The organism is Steroidobacter sp., from assembly GCF_036402275.1.
GTDB lineage: Bacteria > Pseudomonadota > Gammaproteobacteria > Steroidobacterales > Steroidobacteraceae > Steroidobacter.
Genome location: NZ_DASWTF010000036.1, coordinates 405,091 through 421,876 on the forward strand (window position 1 = coordinate 405,091; position 16,786 = coordinate 421,876).

The window sequence follows — 16,786 nt, forward strand, 5'->3', positions numbered from 1 at the left end:
GGAGACATCAGGAATGAATACCGAGCAACTGTTGCGCTACGTGGGCGAGGTCTGGGACAAGTCCATCGTGCCGGCGCTGTGCGAATACATTCGGATTCCGAACAAGTCCGCGCACTTCGACAAGGAGTGGGAAAAACACGGTCACATGGACGCCGCCGCGGAGCTGATGCGCCAGTGGTGCGAGGCGAATGCGTTGCCCGGCATGAAAACCGAGATCGTCCGCCTGCCCGGCCGCACGCCGCTGCTGTTCATTGACGTCCCCGGCACGGGCGCGGCCAAGTCGAGCGACGATTGCGTGCTGATGTATGGGCACATGGACAAGCAACCGGAGTTCACTGGCTGGGCCGAGGGGCTCGGACCTTGGACGCCGGTGATTCGCGATGGCCGCTTGTATGGCCGCGGCGGCGCGGACGACGGTTACGCGGTGTTCGGTTCATTGCTGGCGCTGAAGGCGCTCGCCGAGCAGAAGATTCCTCACGCGCGCTGTGTGATTCTGATCGAAGGCAGCGAAGAGAGTGGCAGTCCGGATCTGCCGGCGTATATCGATGCGCTGGCTTCGCGCATTGGTGAGCCTTCGCTGGTCGTGTGTCTGGATGCCGAGTGTGGCAACTACGATCAGTTCTGGTGCACGACGTCCCTGCGCGGCAATCTCACCGGCACGTTGCGTGTCGATGTGCTGCGTGAAGGCGTGCACTCGGGCATGGCGAGCGGTATTGCGGCGTCCAGCATGCGGATCGCTCGTAGCGTGCTCGAACGCGTCGAGGATGCGGCGACCGGACGTATCAAGCTCGACGCCTTGCATACAAAGATTCCAGAAGACCGTTTGAAACAGGCGCAGGCCGCGGCAAAGGCCCTGGGCGATGAGGTCTATCGCAAGCTGCCCATGGTCGAAGGCATGCAGCCGATGGACAAAGATCCCGCGGAGCTGCTGTTGAACAGCACCTGGCGTCCGACGCTCTCGGTCACTGGCGTCGACGGCATTCCCAGCCTGCCCAACGCTGGCAATGTGTTACGGCCGTACACCGCGTTCAAGCTGTCGTTCCGCATTCCGCCCGGCGTCGATCCGGAGCGGGCCGCGAGCGCCATCAAAGAAACATTGGAAAAGGATCCGCCGTACGGCGCCAAGGTTCGTTACGACGCCGACCCCGGCGCCGAAGGCTGGAACGCCCCCTCCACCGCTCCCTGGCTGGCCGCCGCGATGTCCGCGGCCTCGAAGAACTTCTTCGGCAAGGACGCGATGTACATGGGCGTCGGCGGCACCATCCCCTTCATGGGCATGCTGAGCGCCAAGTTTCCCAAAACCCAATTCCTCGTCACCGGCGTCCTCGGCCCGCAATCCAACGCCCATGGCCCCAACGAGTTCTTGGAAATCGCAACCGGCAAACGAGTCACCGCCTGCGTCGCCCAGGTCGTCGCCGAACATTACAGAAGGGCCTAGCGCCCTTCTTTTAGGCGATGGGATTCGATTCCGCGTGACGCTTCACGTTCGCCCAAACGTCACCGAACGCCGCCGTGATATTTCCACGGGCCTTGTCGACGGGCGGGAAATCATCCGTGAGGTCATCGATTCGTAACACATTGCGGGGCTTCCCCTTCGGGAAGTCACTGCGCAAGGTGAACAGCAGACGACCTTCCACCGGTACTTCACCTGTCAGCAGCTTCACCGCCGCCATCCGGTCATACAGCGCGTGCTGTGGATTAGGAAAGGTATAACGCTGCTTCTTGCCGATCGCCGTCCACTCCAGCATCTGATCGCCGCCGAAGATCGCACCCGGGCGATCCAGCAGATCCGCGACCAACAGTCCGCGTTGGGTCAGCAGCAGATAGTGCACGTGGATCTGCCCGCCGTTGCCGTTCGGAATCAGCACGTTCTTCAGCATCTCGTACGCGACGTTGGCGATCGCCGCGTCGATGGCTTTGCGGTACTGATATTGACGGATCAGCCAATACACCCAGACGCACAGAGCCACGACAGCCGCGACGATGGCGGCTGGGATCGCCCAGAACGGAATCTGCTCGGGAAGCTGCATGGGTTATTTATGTTGCAATTGCGTCCGTAAAGCCTGCAGCGAGGGCTCCAGTTCCGTCTCCTGGCGCGGCAGCGACAGCAGCGTCGCCAGCGCCGGCGGCACGGGCACTTCGCGCCCGGTCTGCGGTTCGACGATGTCGTTGAACTTGGCTGGATGCGCCGTCGAGACGATCACCCAATGGCCTCGCGCGCCTCGGGACAACATGCGTCGATAGACCTTGGCCGCGGTGGCCGTGTGCGGACACCAGATGCGGTCGAGCTCGTGCGAGTCACGACGCAATGTGCCGCGGATCTCGATGTCGTCCACGCTCGAGGCGCCCACCTGGCCCTGCAGTTCCTCGAAATCCGGATGCAACGAGCGCAAGCGCTCCATGTTGCTCGGGTTACCCACGTCCATCGCCGAAGCCAGCGTCGGCACGCTCGCGCGCGGCTGCCATTCGCCCGAGCGCAGGAAGTCCGTCACCGTCTGGTTGGCATTGGTCGCGAGCACGATCTCCCCGATGGGCAAGCCGACATGCCGCGCCCATACGCAAGCCATGGCGTTGCCGAGGTTGCCGGTCGGAATAATGTAGTTCGGGCGCCGCCCCAGCTGACGCCACAGCTCCAGGCTCGACTTGGCGTAGTACACCATCTGCGGCAGCAACCGGCCGATGTTGATGCTGTTCGCCGAAGACAGCTGATGCGATTCCTTGAGCGAAGGATCGAGGAACGCCTCCTTCACCATGCGCTGGCACTCGTCGAAGCTGCCCTTCACGGCGAAGGTGCGCACATTGCCGCCCCAGCAGGACAGCTGCTGCGCCTGGCGCTCGGACACGAGCCCCTTGGGATACAGCACGGCCACTTCGACCCAGGGCTTGTTGTGAAACGCCGCGGCCACCGCGCCGCCCGTATCGCCCGAGGTGGCGACGAGGATGGTGAGCTTGCGCGGCTCATTGCGCCGGATGCGCTCCAGGCACGCCGCGAGGAAGCGGGCGCCGAAATCCTTGAAGGCGCAGGTGGGGCCGTGGAACAGCTCCAGCACCGAAGCCGGCGCGGGCGCCTGATCTAGCGTCACCAATGGCGCGGGGAAATTGAATGCCTCGCGACAAATGGCGCCCAGCTCCGCCGCCAGCGGATCGCCCTCGGCGAACGGCGCCAGCAGTGTGGCGCCGATTTCGGGCAACTCGGTGACGCCGTCGAACTGGCGCGTATTGAAGTGGGGGAATTCGCCGGGCACATACAAGCCACCGTCGGGCGCGATGCCACGGGCGATGGCTTCGCTCAGCGAAGCTTTATGAGATGCGTCTCGCGTACTTATGTAGTGCATGGAACGAAAGTGAGATCGTTGATGGTCCGCTGCTTTCCGTTCCGCTAGTCCACTACTCTCGCGCCCACCGCGTCGAGCGTGGAAATCCACGCATCGCTATCCATTTTTTCTGTGGCAAACCCCGCCACCATCGCGTCGCGGACGCGTTCGGCGTGTTGTTGTTCGCACCACGCAAAAATGGTCGGCCCGGCACCAGAAATGGAGCAGCCCAAGGCGCCGTTGCTCATGGCCCCTTGCTTCACCGCCTGGAAGCCGGGAATCAACACCTGTCGCTGCGGCTCGATGATCACGTCCTCGAGCGATTCGCGAATCAGTTGTAAATCGCTTGTGAAACAGCCGGTGAGAAAGCCGGCGATATTGGCCGTCTGCCAGATCACGTTCGACAGATCCACCGTGCGGCTCAGGATGGAGCGCGCCTCGCGGGTCGACAGCACCATGTGCGGATGGACCAGCACGCAGCGCACCGTCGGCGGCACCGGAATCTGTTTGACGTTGGGATTGTCGATGCCGACCGTCAGCACCAGTCCGCCGAACAACGACGGCGCGATGTTGTCGACGTGCCGTGAGCCGCTGGCCACCTGCTCGCCCTTCAACGCGAACTGCAACTGCTCCAGCAGAGTAAGCGATTTCGGCAACAACGCGTTCGCCGCGACCACGCCCGCGACAGCCGAAGCCGCCGAGCCGCCCAGGCCCGAGCCGAGCGGAATGCCCTTCTCGATCGCCAGCTCGATGCCGAAATCCAGCTTCAGATCCCGCACCATGCTCAGGACCGCCATGCCGGCCGTGTTCTTTTCCGTGTCGAGCGGCAGATCGACCGTGGTGCCGGTGATCTTGGTGATCTTCACGCCGGGCGTTGCAACGCGACGCGCGGTCACCTTGTCGCCGATGGCCTGGAAGCTGTGGCCGAGCACATCGAAGCCGACCGCGACGTTACCGATACTCGCCGGCGCGAATGCCGTCGCCGATTGCCTGCTCAAAGCCTTGCTCCAAGATACGCGCACACGCGCAACAGATCGCCAAACACGCCGCCCGCGGTCACTTCGGGACCGGCGCCGGGACCTTGCACCACCAGCGGATTCTGGTTGTAGCGCGAGGTGAGGAAGCGGACCACGTTGTCGGTGAGATTGATGTTCGCAAACGTATGCGAACGCTCCAGCTCGACCAGGCCGACCGAGGCCTTGCCAGTCGCCGCATCCAACGAGCCCACATAGCGCAGCACGCGATCCCGGCTGCGCGCCGCCTTCAGACGATCCGCGATGGTTGCGTCGAATTCGGGCAAGCGATCCAGGAATTCTTCCGGCGCGCACTTGGCCAGCGCCGGCGGTACCAGCCCTTCCAGCTGCACGTCGCCGAGTTCCAGACGCAGCCCCATCTCGCGACCGAGAATGATGAGCTTGCGTGCGAAGTCCAGGCCGGACAGATCGTCGCGCGGATCCGGTTCGGTGTAGCCCTTGGCCTTCGCTGTGCGCACCACCGACGAGAACGGCTCCGAGCCATCCCACACGTTGAACAGATACGCCAACGTGCCGGACAGAATGCCTTCGATGCGACGGATCACATCGCCGGTGTCGCGCAGGTCACGCAATGTCTGGATGACCGGCAGGCCCGCGCCGACAGTCGCTTCATACAAATAGTGCGCGTTGCCCTGACGACGAGCCTCGTGCAGCCGGCCGTACAACTCCAGCTCGGAGCTGTTCGCTTTCTTGTTCGGCGTGACGATGTGGATGCCGCTGGCGAGCCACGCCGGATAGCGCGCGGCCACGTCGGAGCTCGACGAACAATCGATGATGATAGCGTGCGGCAAATGATCCGCGCGCACGTGTTCGGCAAACCGGGTCAGATCCGCGTCCTCGCTCTTGGACGCGAACGTCTCGCGCCAGCGATTCAGCGGCACTTCCTGATTTGCGAGGTGCATGCGCTTGGACGTCATGATGCCGCGCACGCGCAAATCGAGCTTGAGATCGCGCGACAGGCGCTCGATCTGCGAACCAATCTGATCGAGCAGCACACCGCCGACGGTGCCGGGACCGATCAAGCCGATGGAAACCGTGTGCGGCGACAGATAGAAGCTCGAATGCACCGAGCGCAGCGCTCGCGACGACTGCTTGCCGTCGATGACCGCAGAAATGTTTCTTTCGGAGGCGCCCTGCGCGATGGCGCGCACGCTCACGCCCGCCGAACCCAGCGCGCCGAACACTTTGGCAGCGACGCCGTGCGAGCCGGCCATGCCGTCGCCGACGACCGCGAGGATGCTGCAACCCGCATCGACTTCGACGCTCTGAATCTGACCTTCGCGCAACTCACGATCGAATGCCTGACGCACGACCATTTCGGCGCGCGCCGCTTCGCCCTCGGGAATCGCGAAGCAGATGGAATGTTCCGAGCTGCCTTGAGAGATCAGGATCACCGAAATGCCATGATCGCGCAGCGCGCCGAACAAACGATGCGCGGTGCCCGGGACGCCGATCATGCCGGCGCCTTCAAGGTTCACCAGCGCGATACGATCGATGCAGGTGATGCCTTTGACCGCGATCTGAGAATTGGGCTTCTCGCAAATCAGCGTGCCGGCCTTCTCGGGCGCGAACGTGTTGCGAATCCAGATGGGAATGCTCTTGCGGACGGCGGGCGCCATGGTCTGCGGATGAATGACCTTCGCGCCGAAGTACGCCAGCTCCATCGCTTCGTTGTATGAAAGCGCGTCGATGACTTTCGCGTCCGGCACCAGGCGCGGATCGGCGCTGAGCACGCCGTCGACGTCGGTCCAGATGTGAATTTCTTCGGCGTCCAGCAGCGCGCCGAAGATCGAGCCGGAGAAGTCGCTGCCGTTACGGCCGAGCGTGGTCTGCAAACCATTGGGGTCGCGCGCGACGAAGCCAGTGATGATCAGCGTCGCAGGCTCGGACGGCGTAACGCGGTCCATGTTTGCTTGGGAAACATCCCAACGCACAGCCGGACCCAGCGGGCCCCATTCGACAGAGACCACATCGCGAGCATCGACCCACTGCACGCTGCCGGGCCGACGGCCTCGATGGCGCAGGTACGCACTGAACAATCGGGTGGACCAGATCTCGCCGTAACCAGCGATGAGATCACGCACGGTCTGCGAAGCCGAACGAATCAGCTTCACCGTTTGCAGGATGCCGGCGATATCGCGGCAGTCCTGTTCCAGCTTGGTCATGTACTCGACGCGCGCACCGTCCGGGAGCAGCGTGTCCGCAATGACTTGATGACGATGGCGCAGTTGCTCGATGCGCTCGGCGAGCGTCGTCTCCTGCTGCTCGGCTGCAATCACCAGGTTCAGCAGGCCGTCGGTCACGCCGCGGCAGGCCGACAGAACCACACCAAGGCGAGGATGCGGATCCTGTTCCAGGATCCGGGCCACGCGCTCCATGCAAACCGCATCGGCGACGCTCGAGCCGCCGAATTTATGTACGCGCCAGCGCTCCACTTGTCTGATCTCTTTTAGCTAGAGGATGCCAATCCCGCGCACGCACACCTTCCCGTCTGCCTGACCGGCACAGGATCAGTGGATGAAGGGGGCGGCGCTTGGGAGGCCGACACTCTACTGACAGCGGCAGAATGGCGCAAGCTGCGGTGTCAGCGGCATTTTTTCTCATATTTTCGGTCGGAAGCGACCGCGGCCTTGCGCCATGTCCCGGTTCGGGTAACGCCTTAAGCCGACGGGTTCAGCCGCCCGAAGGCCAGCAGCGTCGAGGGTTCCTCGTCGCCGGCGGCGACCGGCAGGCCCGGCCGGGCGAGCAGCAACGTCTCGCCGGGGTCCGGCTGCACGTTGTTGGCTTGTTCGTTGATGTACATGACCCGCGCGGGGCCAATCTGGATCAGGTCGCGATGCCGCAGGGCCCGGCGCAAGATCCGGCGCGAGTTCACCAGCAGCCCGTTGGTGCTGCCCAGGTCGAGCAGCAGGTCCCGGTTGCCATCGCGCACGATCAGCGCGTGATAGCGGCTGATGAACACCGAGTCGATGCGCACGTCGGCCTCTTCGCCCCGCCCGACCAGCATGCGGTCGGACTTCAGCGGCAATTCCCGTTCGGCCTCGCCCTGCATGGTGATGACCAGCTTGGCCTGACTGGGCGTCTGTGTGAGCGCTGCCACCTGTTCCAGGACCGCGTTCTCGAGGCGCAAGCGGCGGCGCATCCAGCCGAGATCCTCGATCGCTTTGTCCAACGCCGACGCCGTCACCAACGACGCGCCTTCCTCTCGCGCATGAACGAGGGCCCGGTTGCACAGCTTATTAATGCTGGCTGGTACCCCCAGACTGCAGGCGTGGATCTGCGGCAACAAAGCGGACGGCATCAGTGCGTCCGGATTCGGCGCACCGGCGGCTCGCAACCGATGGGCCACATAGGCAGCGGTTTGATCCTCGCTGAGCGCACTCAGCGAAAAGCGGGAGACGTTGCCCGTCATCAGCTCGATCATGCGAGGCGATTCGAGCACCAGGTTGAGCGCGGGTTGTCCCAACAACAGCATTTTCAGCACACGCACGCCGTCGTGCTCGATGGCGGCCAGACAGCGCAACTCCTCCAACACCGAAGGATGCATGCTTTGCGCGTTCTCGACGATCAGCAGGCACAGCCGGCCGGCGGCGGCCTGGTGAGCGAGAAAGCGTTCGAGCAGGCGACGGCGATCGGTCTTGTCATCGTCGCCGAGCGCGAAGCCGAACTGACGCAGGATTTCCAGCAGGAATTCGCGGGGCCCGATGTGCTCGCGCTGGACCGATGCCACGGTCACGCGCTCGTCCAGATCCTTGAGCAAGCGCTTGATCAGCAGGCTCTTGCCGCAGCCATTGTCGGCGGTGACCACGCCCAGACGCGATTTGGTCCACAGCGAGTGGCCCATGAACTCCAGCGCGCGCAGGTGCTGATCGCTCGGGAAAAAGAAGGCGTCATCCGCGGTATCGGCGAACGGCTCGGTGGCGAGACCGAAGCCGATGGAAATGGGCAAAACGGACAAGTCGGATGCAGTCATGTATCGGGGCTGGAAGTGTCCGTAACTCGCTGACTTAGTTAAGGTTGCTTGGCACACATCCTTGCGCGCGTCGGAGCGGACAATAATCCCTGTGTCGCCGCAGTACAAGCGATCCTGCGGCCGATGGAGGGCCGCGAGCTCGCCCGCTCCGCGCAGACTGCGCCGAGGAAATTACTCCTCCCGCGTTGCCGGCCCGTTACCATCGCTCGATCCACAAGAGGTTCGTATCGTGAGCGCTGTGCTGCAATCTCCGTCCGATATTCATCACGTCATCGGCGGCCGCGCCGTCGTGGCCACCTCTGGCCGAGCAAGCGATGTGTTCAACCCCGCCACCGGGCAGGTGGTGGGACGCGTGCACCTGGCCAGTGCGCAAGATGTAAACGCTGCAGTGGCCGCTGCGAAAGCGGCTTTCCCCGCCTGGGCCGAGACCGCCCCACTCCGCCGGGCGCGCATTCTTTTCAAGTTCAAAGAGCTGCTCGAACGCAACCACGACACGCTCGCCGCCGCCATCACGCGCGAACACGGCAAGGTGCTGTCCGATGCGCGCGGCGAAGTGACTCGCGGTATCGAGGTCGTCGAGTTCGCCTGTGGCATCCCGCATCTGCTGATGGGCAATCACTCCGACAACATCGGCGGCGGCATCGACAATTGGAATCTGCGCCAGCCGCTGGGCGTGGTCGCGGGCATCACGCCGTTCAATTTCCCGGTGATGGTGCCCATGTGGATGTATCCGGTGGCGCTCGCTTGCGGCAACACCTTCGTGCTCAAACCCTCGGAGCGCGATCCTTCGCCGAGTCTGCTGGTCGCCGATCTCCTGCGTGAAGCGGGTCTGCCCGACGGCGTGTTCAATGTAGTGCAGGGAGATAAGGTCGCGGTCGATGCCCTGCTCGCCCATCCAGATGTGGCCGCGCTCTCGTTCGTCGGCTCCACGCCCATCGCGCAGTACATCTATGCCGAAGGCGCGAAGCACGGCAAGCGCGTGCAGGCACTCGGCGGCGCGAAGAATCACCTGGTCGTGATGCCAGACGCCAATCTCGATCAAGCGGTCGATGCGCTGGTCGGCGCGGCCTACGGCTCTGCGGGCGAGCGATGCATGGCGATTTCCGTCGCTGTGGCGGTCGGCGAAGTTGCGGACAAACTCGTCGCCGAACTGGCCAAGCGCGCACAGACTCTGCAGATCGGCAACGGCATGGACGCGAATAGCGAGATGGGTCCACTCGTTACAGCGGCTCATCGCGAGAAGGTGGAAGGCTACATCGCGCAGGGTGAGAAAGAAGGCGCGAAGCTGGTGGTGGATGGTCGCACGCACAAGGTGCGTAGCGGCAGCCAGGGATTCTTTACGGGAGCCACGCTGTTCGATCGAGTGACGGCCGGCATGAAGATCTACCAGGAGGAAATCTTCGGGCCCGTGCTGTCAGTGGTGCGCGTGCCGGATCTGGCGGCCGCGGTGAATCTCATCAATCAACATGAGTTCGCCAATGGCGCGGCGTGTTTCACGTCGGACGGCAACGCCGCGCGGACATTCTCAAGGCTGGTGCAGGCCGGCATGGTGGGCATCAACGTTCCTATTCCTGTGCCGATGGCGTGGCATTCGTTCGGGGGCTGGAAGCGCTCGCTGTTCGGCGATCATCATTCCTACGGCGAGGAAGGCGTGCGCTTCTACACACGCTACAAGAGCATCATGCAGCGCTGGCCCGATAGCATCGGCAAGGGCGCGGAGTTCTCCATGCCGGTGGCGAAATAATCATGCGCATCGTCATCGTCTACGGCAGCGACAAAGCACAAGCATGGCGTGACGCGATTGCCGCGCACTTGCGTGATGCACAGGTCGACATCTGGCACCCGGGCTTCACACAGCAAGCGGACTATGCGGTCGGCTGGACGCCACCGCCGCAGTTCTTCATCGATCAACCTCGCCTGCGCGCGTTCTTCTCCACGGGCGCGGGCGTGGAGCACGTGCTCAACAATCCGAATCTGCCGGCGGATCTGCCGATCGTTCGCGTCGAGGATGCTGGCATGGGCGAGCAGATGGTGGATTACTGTCGCTTCGAAGTGCTGCGCTGGATGCAGCGTCGAGACGAGTACGCCGCTCAGCAGGCCGCGGGGATCTGGAAGCCCTTGTCTGCGTCGTTTCGAGACGAGTGGCCGATCGGTGTGTTCGGGCTTGGCGTTCTGGGCCGGCACGTCGCGAAGGCGTTTGCTTCTGACGGTTATCCGGTCCACGCGTTCTCACGCTCGAGCACCGCGAGTGAGCCAGGCGTGCGGTTGTTCTGTGAGGCGAATGGTTCAGATCAATTCGAAGCGTTCATGCGAGCCACGCGTGTGCTGATGATTCTTGCTCCGCTCACAGCAGCGACGTACAACAAGTTCGATCGCAAGGCGCTGCAGATGCTGCCGCGAGGCGCCTGTGTCATCAACGTTGCGCGCGGTGGGCTGATCGTGGACGACGCGTTACTGGAATTGCTCGACAACGGCCATCTGAACGGCGCGGCGCTCGATGTTTTTCATCACGAGCCGTTACCTCGACAGCATCGCTACTGGAATCACCCGAAGGTGCACATCACCCCTCACACCGCCGCCGTCACTCCCATCCGCCCCGCCGCGAAGCAGATCGCCGAGAAGATCCGCCAGGTGGCCAGCAACCAGCCCACCACCGGCCTCGTCGAACGCCGCCGCGGCTACTAGATACTTAATACTTATGAGAAGCGCCGTGGAACCCACGGCTCTCTCCTCGCGTCTGGGGTTATCGCTGCTCTAGGAGGCTGCCCCATGACGCAACTACGACGCGACGCCGCCTACATCCGCACCGGATCCAGCAGCGGCAGGCCAATGTCCCTCACCTCCTTCGACGAAGAAGTGTACGAAACGCTGTCCTCCGCCCAGACCGTCGTCTCATGCACCAAGGCCCTCGCCCGAACCAGTTCGCCACCCGCTGCTCGCTCCCCGGACGATTGGGAAGCGGATCTCGAATCGAGAGTTGCGGACTCGATGCTTCGGCTCTTGCAAGCCGACCGAATTGAGTTGTCACCGGATAGCTGAGATCGACGGCTCCCTGGCAACGGAGTTGGCAAGGCATCGGAATGCACGGAGTTCAGCGCTACCGCGCGCCTACCGCACCATTGACGCTACATCCGGAGGCATCTCCGCCTGACGATACCACCCACGTATCGGCGACTGTCGGGAAGGGGGTATCTCCTCTCGGCAGCTTCGATCCAACATGGGCTCGGCGGTGCCTTTCAGCGAAGCATCGCTTCGCTCCGCCGAGCGGGTGTCCATGGATGGACACCCTGGGCTTGCGCGGAGCAGGACTGCGCAGCGCAATGTTGGTCGGAGCAGCAGCTACATGGACGTACAAGCAGGCCGACACGCGATAGCGTGGCGGAGGCGGGTGCGCGGTGCCGGGAGGAGGTACCCCCTTCCCGGCAGGCGCGAGCCACTGAGCCTCTTACGAACGCCTTCATCAAGGCTGAGTTTGCTCGTTGTTCTGGGCGACACGATCCGACTGCTTGGACAATCGAATGTCACGCGGTGTGTTCGGATTGACGGTGTCCGGCTTGAATGTGTGATAGCCAGCCACGCCGACCGGCGTAACGAGCGCGTGAGTGTTACCGTAGCTCACGCAGCCGCTCATCGCAGCGGCAAAAGAAACAATCGCGGCAGTGTGGAACAATCGTTTCATCATGCGACCTCGCGGGGTGGACCGGACTGCTAATAGAACGCATCAACCGGGCCGCGGGTCGATGCAAAAATGTCGCTTTTATGCTGAATTCTGGCTGAATTGTGGGCGACTCGCCCACACCATCGTCGGCAGCAGGCCACAGGTCGCGGAAGTTCCCCTTAATCCGCGCGTCGGTCCAAACTTAATTGTTCCTTCTTTACACAGTGGAACTCATTGCGTTCCGCGCTGTAATCCCAGCGTTCTGCGATAGCCGCATTCCCATCCGCGCGCCTGATGACATTCACCGAATTCGGATGGCGCGCGCGCACGCGGCTAGACACTGCAGTTCCCGCCTGCACGACCCAACATCGTCGATGCAAACTCCCGAACAGCTCATGCAGAGCCGCCGTGTATGGCAGGTGAATGTGTCCGCCCATGATAATGTCCGCCCCCGCGGTCGACCACGCGTTCACAGCTTGTCTGTAACCGTGCAACCGATTGTGGATCTCACTGTCTCGAAGCACGTGCACGGGCTGATGAGTCACGACGATGCGGATCTGCTGCTCCTTGGCCGTCGCAAGACGTTGTGACACGCGCACGATCTGCTCCGGCGACACCTCCCCGTCCTTGTGTCGCGACGGCCGCGTGGTGTTCACACAAACCACCAGGAAATTTTCGCTCTGCCACTCCGGTTCGAGCTCTCTGCCAAACGCTCGCTCGAAACCGGCGTATGGATAGAACAAACGTGCAACGACGTTGAACAATGGAATGTCATGGTTCCCGGGAATAGCAACCATCCCCTGCGCGGGAATCCTCGTAACAAACTGACGCGCAGCCTCGAACTGCGCCCGACGCGCACGCTGAGTGATGTCTCCTGAAAGCACCACGACATCCGGCTTCAGTTCGCTCGCGAAGCGCAGCAGCGCCTCCACAACCGGCGGCTGTTCAGTTCCAAAGTGCGTATCCGATAGCTGCAGCAGCACAGTCATCGTTCGACGGCCGGCGCCAGCAACATCAACGGCTGCGGGGCAACCTGGAAGGTCAGCGGTGGCCGGCACCAGAAGATCTCACCGTCCACCGCCACCTTGATGCCTCGTCGACCCACGCTACTCAACACTCTCACCGTCATTCGCTCAAATGAAAAGTCACGCACCCGCTCCTCTTCTTCCAATTGCCCCAGCATGCCGCGCATCGCGAGCCACAGCAGCTGGGCGGTGGTGACGGGCTTCACGATCACAGCAGCCAGACGCCTGCGATGACGGACATCCTCCGCTTCATCCAGCCCCACTTGCTCCAACTGCAAAGCGTTGTTGCCGACGAAGATCGACGGCGTTTGCACTCGCTCCACGCCCTGATCATGCTGCACTTCCACCACCCACTGGCGGTGATCGCGTAACAGCGTCATCAACCCCGACCACAGCGCCACCGAACGATGGCGGCCGTACTGACGTTTGTATGCTTCGCGATCCTGCAACAGCTCCGGATACAAGCCCAGACTGGCATTCACCAGGAACGCCCGATCGTTCACCAATCCCACCTGCACCGGCTTGAGCCACGCAGTGAGCAACGACGTGGCAGCAGCAGTGGTATCCAGCGGAATGCCGTGGGCGCGGCTCGAGTAATTGAACGTTCCCTGCGGAATGATGCCGAACGGGCGTCGCGTCGGAAGCACGGCCTGCACGACTGCGTTGATGGTCCCATCGCCGCCGGCCACCACGACCGCCCCGCCGCTGGCGGTCGCAGCCTCCACCGCTTTCTTGGCCACCGCCTGGAGCTGCTCGGGATTCTCGATCAGGATGAACTCGTGCTCGCGCCTGGCGGCGGCGAATACCGCCTCGATCTGCTGCCGGGCCTCGTGCGCATCCTTCGAGCCCGAGCCCGCGTTACTCACGATGTGAAAAGGCGCATCCGGGGACAGAACGGAATCAGCCATGAGCCGTCGGGGCACCTCTTGCCAGGATCGCCCGTTCAATGCGCGATGGGCTCACTAAGTTCGAGCATCGAAGTTCCGGCCCCGTGTCGGAACCGCCGGAGCTTCCGCGTCTTCAATGAACAGGCCAGAATCCAGCTTGCATGAAACGCACACCGGACAAGTCGCTCGAGAAGTACGGGCAGAAGCGCTCCTTCACCAAGACACCCGAGCCCGCCCCCGCCGTGCCCGCGAACCGGCGCGGTCCGCTGCTGTTCATCGTGCAGAAGCACGCCGCGCGCCGCCTGCATTACGACTTCCGCCTGGAACTCGATGGCGTGCTCAAATCCTGGGCGGTGCCGAAGGGCCCTTCGCTACAAGCAGGCGAGCGCCGGCTGGCCGTCGAGGTCGAGGATCATCCGTTCGACTATGCCTCCTTCGAAGGCGTGATCCCCGAAAAAAACTACGGCGCCGGCAACGTGATCGTCTGGGATTGCGGCGTGTACTCGCCCGACGAAGGCAGCCAGTATTCGTTCGACGATCGCGCCGAGGCCGAAGAGCGCCTGCGCCGCGAGCTCAAGCAAGGCAAGCTCAGTTTCTTTCTCCGGGGCATCAAGCTGAAGGGCTCGTTCGCCCTGGTGCGGACCACCACGGACAAGCAGTGGCTGCTGATCAAGCACAAGGACCGCTTCGTTGGCGGGGATGATCTGCTCGCCCACAACACTTCCGTGCTCACCGGCGACACGCTGGACGACGTCGCCGAGAGCAAGAGTCGCGAACGCCTCGCCGCGATGGAGCTGGCGCCGGCGGGGCCGACGGAACGAATGCCCAACGACATTGCGCCCATGCTGGCCGAGCCCGGTCAGAATCTCGAATCCGACCCGCGCTGGAGTTTCGAGCCCAAGCTCGACGGCTATCGCATCCTCGCCTTCATCGACGGTGACTCTGTCTATCTGCAGTCGCGTCGCGGCCAGGACTACACGGCGTTGTTTCCAGAAGTCGTCGCCGAGCTCAAGGCTCAGTACGTCGGCTCGATGATTCTGGACGGCGAGATCGTCGCATTGGACGCCGACGGTCGCCCCTCCTTCAACGCCATGCAGAACCGAGCGCAGATCAAGAGCCCGAAGGAGCTGGCCGAGGCGCAGCGCTTGTCGCCCGTGATCTACATTTGTTTCGATCTGCTGCACTTCGCAGGCATCAATCTACGCGCCGCCACTTACGAACAACGCCGCCGTTACCTTTCGCAATGTTTGCTACCGGGCAGCCATGTGCAGCTCATTCATTCCTCGGACGACGCCGAGGAATTACACGAGGCGTCCCTGGCTGCCGGCTTCGAAGGCACCATGGCCAAACGCAAGGACAGCCCTTATCAAGCCGGCCGCCGCTCGCCGCATTGGCTGAAATATAAATCGATCACTACCGAGGAATTCGTCGTCGGCGGTTTCACCAAGGGCAAAGGCCAACGCGCCTCCCTCGGCGCGCTGCTGCTCGGGTTCTGGAACAAGGATCAGCTGCAGTACGTAGGCCACGTCGGCTCGGGATTCAATGACGCCACCTTGAGTGAGGTTCATAAAAAGGTCAGCGCGCTCGCGACCAAAACCAATCCGTTCTCCACCAAGCCGCCACTCAACGGACCCGCGACCTGGGTCGAACCCAAGCTGGTCGCCGAAGTGAGCTTCGAGACGTGGACCGAGGACGGTTATCTGCGCGCACCGGTATTCATGCGCCTGCGCGACGACGTCGACTCTGACAGCGTCAAGAACGGCCCGACGAAAAAGCCGGCGCGCGCCAAGGCCACGCCGAAGAATGACATCCAAGCGGTGCTGGAACAGTTGGAAACGAAGTCGAACCGGCTCGATCTGACCCTGAGCCATGGCAACGGCACGGCCAAGATCCGCCTCACCAATCTCGACAAGGAATACTGGCCCGCGGATCCAGCGACACGCTCGCCCGCGATCACCAAGCGCGAGTACCTGCGTTATCTCGCAGGCATCTCACCTTACATGCTGCCGCACTTACGCGACCGGCCGCTCACCATGATCCGCATGCCCGAAGGCATCGACGGCGAGCGGTTCTTTCAGAAACATTGGGAAACCGAGCGCCCGGAGTTCGTCGACGTTATCACCACGTTTTCCGAGCACGTCGGAGGCGCGCACGACTACATCCTCGCTCACAATCTCCCCACGCTGCTGTGGCTCGGCCAGCTCGGGACGTTGGAATTCCATGTCTGGCACTCCCGCGCCAAAGTCGCCAAGGACTCGCTCAGCAAGAGCGAGGACTATTCGAGCTCGCTCGCGGCGATGGCAACATCGGTGCTGAACTATCCCGATTATCTGGTGTTCGACATCGATCCCTATATCTATTCGGGCCTGGAGGCCAAGGGCGCCGAACCCGAATACAACAAAAAAGGCTTTGCCATGGGCAAGCGCGTGGCGTTCTGGATCAATGACCTGCTCAAGGAAATGTCGTTGCGTGCTGTGGTGAAGACCTCGGGCAAGACCGGCCTGCACGTGTTCGTGCCCATCGAGCGCACCGTCACTTTCGAAGAAGCGCGAAACATTTGTGACATGGTCGGCCGCCACATCCTGCAGCAGCATCCGCGCGATGTGACGATGGAATGGGCCACGCAGAAACGCACCGGAAAAATTTTCATCGACTACAACATGAACGTGCGTGGTAAGACGTTGAACGTGGCCTACTCGCCTCGGGGGGTACCGGGGGCGCCGGTTTCCATGCCGCTGACATGGGACGAGCTGGAAGCCGCCGAGCCAGGCCATTTCACGTTGCGAAACGTGCTCTCGCGCTTGGAAAAAACCGGGGACCGGTGGCATGATGTTCTCTCGGCGAAACAGAGTCTTGCGAAAGCCTTCAGAAGTAAAGCCCGAAAGTGAGCATCGA

Annotated in this window: 13 protein-coding genes; 5 read left to right on the plus strand and 8 right to left on the minus strand. The window is 62.7% G+C overall.

The features are described from left to right. Positions 1 to 13 precede the first annotated feature (13 nt). Positions 14 to 1,438 carry a M20 family metallopeptidase gene (locus VGD45_RS21480; RefSeq protein ID WP_331157399.1) on the plus strand — a complete coding sequence of 475 codons (1,425 nt, stop codon included), beginning with the start codon at positions 14 to 16 and terminating at the stop codon, positions 1,436 to 1,438. Positions 1,439 to 1,448: 10 nt separating this feature from the next. Here the strand turns inward: VGD45_RS21480 and VGD45_RS21485 are convergent, their stop codons facing one another. The 5 genes from VGD45_RS21485 to VGD45_RS21505 form a co-directional block, all read right to left on the minus strand. Further along, on the minus strand, positions 1,449 to 2,030 hold the full coding sequence (locus VGD45_RS21485; protein WP_331157400.1) for an NERD domain-containing protein: 582 nt from the start codon (positions 2,028 to 2,030) through the stop codon (positions 1,449 to 1,451). A 3-nt stretch (positions 2,031 to 2,033) separates the two neighbouring features. Further along, positions 2,034 to 3,335: a threonine synthase gene (gene thrC, locus VGD45_RS21490; protein WP_331157401.1), complete on the minus strand. Its 1,302-nt coding sequence runs from the start codon at positions 3,333 to 3,335 to the stop codon at positions 2,034 to 2,036. A 44-nt stretch (positions 3,336 to 3,379) separates the two neighbouring features. Next, positions 3,380 to 4,312, minus strand: a complete 933-nt coding sequence (locus VGD45_RS21495; protein ID WP_331157402.1) for a homoserine kinase — start codon at positions 4,310 to 4,312, stop codon at positions 3,380 to 3,382. Continuing rightward, positions 4,309 to 6,783 (minus strand): bifunctional aspartate kinase/homoserine dehydrogenase I, encoded by a 2,475-nt coding sequence (gene thrA / locus VGD45_RS21500; protein WP_331157403.1) that lies wholly within the window; start codon positions 6,781 to 6,783, stop codon positions 4,309 to 4,311. Before thrA ends, VGD45_RS21495 begins: the two co-directional genes overlap by 4 nt. A 224-nt stretch (positions 6,784 to 7,007) precedes the next feature. After that, on the minus strand, positions 7,008 to 8,156 hold the full coding sequence (locus VGD45_RS21505) for an AAA family ATPase (protein WP_331157404.1): 1,149 nt from the start codon (positions 8,154 to 8,156) through the stop codon (positions 7,008 to 7,010). Between the two features lie 394 nt (positions 8,157 to 8,550). Here VGD45_RS21505 and VGD45_RS21510 point away from each other — a divergent pair, with 394 nt between their 5' ends. The 3 genes from VGD45_RS21510 to VGD45_RS21520 all read left to right on the plus strand — a co-directional run bounded on the left by VGD45_RS21510 (position 8,551) and on the right by VGD45_RS21520 (position 11,360). Then, positions 8,551 to 10,065 (plus strand): CoA-acylating methylmalonate-semialdehyde dehydrogenase, encoded by a 1,515-nt coding sequence (locus tag VGD45_RS21510; RefSeq protein ID WP_331157405.1) that lies wholly within the window; start codon positions 8,551 to 8,553, stop codon positions 10,063 to 10,065. Positions 10,066 to 10,067: 2 nt separating this feature from the next. After that, positions 10,068 to 11,006, plus strand: a complete 939-nt coding sequence (locus VGD45_RS21515) for a glyoxylate/hydroxypyruvate reductase A (RefSeq protein WP_331157406.1) — start codon at positions 10,068 to 10,070, stop codon at positions 11,004 to 11,006. Positions 11,007 to 11,090: 84 nt separating this feature from the next. Further along, positions 11,091 to 11,360, plus strand: coding sequence for a hypothetical protein (locus VGD45_RS21520; RefSeq protein WP_331157407.1), 270 nt, complete (start codon positions 11,091 to 11,093; stop codon positions 11,358 to 11,360). Between the two features lie 421 nt (positions 11,361 to 11,781). Here the strand turns inward: VGD45_RS21520 and VGD45_RS21525 are convergent, their stop codons facing one another. The 3 genes from VGD45_RS21525 to VGD45_RS21535 all read right to left on the minus strand — a co-directional run bounded on the left by VGD45_RS21525 (position 11,782) and on the right by VGD45_RS21535 (position 13,912). Next, entirely contained in the window at positions 11,782 to 12,003 is a 222-nt protein-coding gene (locus VGD45_RS21525; RefSeq protein ID WP_331157408.1) for a hypothetical protein, read from the minus strand. A 155-nt stretch (positions 12,004 to 12,158) separates the two neighbouring features. Beyond that, positions 12,159 to 12,968: a metallophosphoesterase family protein gene (locus VGD45_RS21530; protein WP_331157409.1), complete on the minus strand. Its 810-nt coding sequence runs from the start codon at positions 12,966 to 12,968 to the stop codon at positions 12,159 to 12,161. Beyond that, entirely contained in the window at positions 12,965 to 13,912 is a 948-nt protein-coding gene (locus VGD45_RS21535) for a diacylglycerol/lipid kinase family protein (RefSeq protein WP_331157410.1), read from the minus strand. The genes VGD45_RS21530 and VGD45_RS21535 overlap by 4 nt, the downstream gene beginning before the upstream one ends. Positions 13,913 to 14,052: 140 nt before the next feature. Here VGD45_RS21535 and ligD point away from each other — a divergent pair, with 140 nt between their 5' ends. Next, positions 14,053 to 16,779, plus strand: a complete 2,727-nt coding sequence (gene ligD / locus VGD45_RS21540) for a non-homologous end-joining DNA ligase (RefSeq protein WP_331157411.1) — start codon at positions 14,053 to 14,055, stop codon at positions 16,777 to 16,779. The last annotated feature ends 7 nt before the right edge of the window (positions 16,780 to 16,786 follow it).

Coding starts and splice junctions, on each gene's coding strand:
- VGD45_RS21515 (WP_331157406.1), top strand. CDS start 10,068: ATGCGCATCGTCATCGTCTACGGCAGCGACAAAGCACAAGCATGGCGT.
- VGD45_RS21520 (WP_331157407.1), top strand. CDS start 11,091: ATGACGCAACTACGACGCGACGCCGCCTACATCCGCACCGGATCCAGC.
- VGD45_RS21480 (WP_331157399.1), top strand. CDS start 14: ATGAATACCGAGCAACTGTTGCGCTACGTGGGCGAGGTCTGGGACAAG.
- ligD (WP_331157411.1), top strand. CDS start 14,053: ATGAAACGCACACCGGACAAGTCGCTCGAGAAGTACGGGCAGAAGCGC.
- thrC (WP_331157401.1), bottom strand. CDS start 3,335: ATGCACTACATAAGTACGCGAGACGCATCTCATAAAGCTTCGCTGAGC.
- VGD45_RS21535 (WP_331157410.1), bottom strand. CDS start 13,912: ATGGCTGATTCCGTTCTGTCCCCGGATGCGCCTTTTCACATCGTGAGT.
- VGD45_RS21530 (WP_331157409.1), bottom strand. CDS start 12,968: ATGACTGTGCTGCTGCAGCTATCGGATACGCACTTTGGAACTGAACAG.
- VGD45_RS21525 (WP_331157408.1), bottom strand. CDS start 12,003: ATGATGAAACGATTGTTCCACACTGCCGCGATTGTTTCTTTTGCCGCT.
- VGD45_RS21485 (WP_331157400.1), bottom strand. CDS start 2,030: ATGCAGCTTCCCGAGCAGATTCCGTTCTGGGCGATCCCAGCCGCCATC.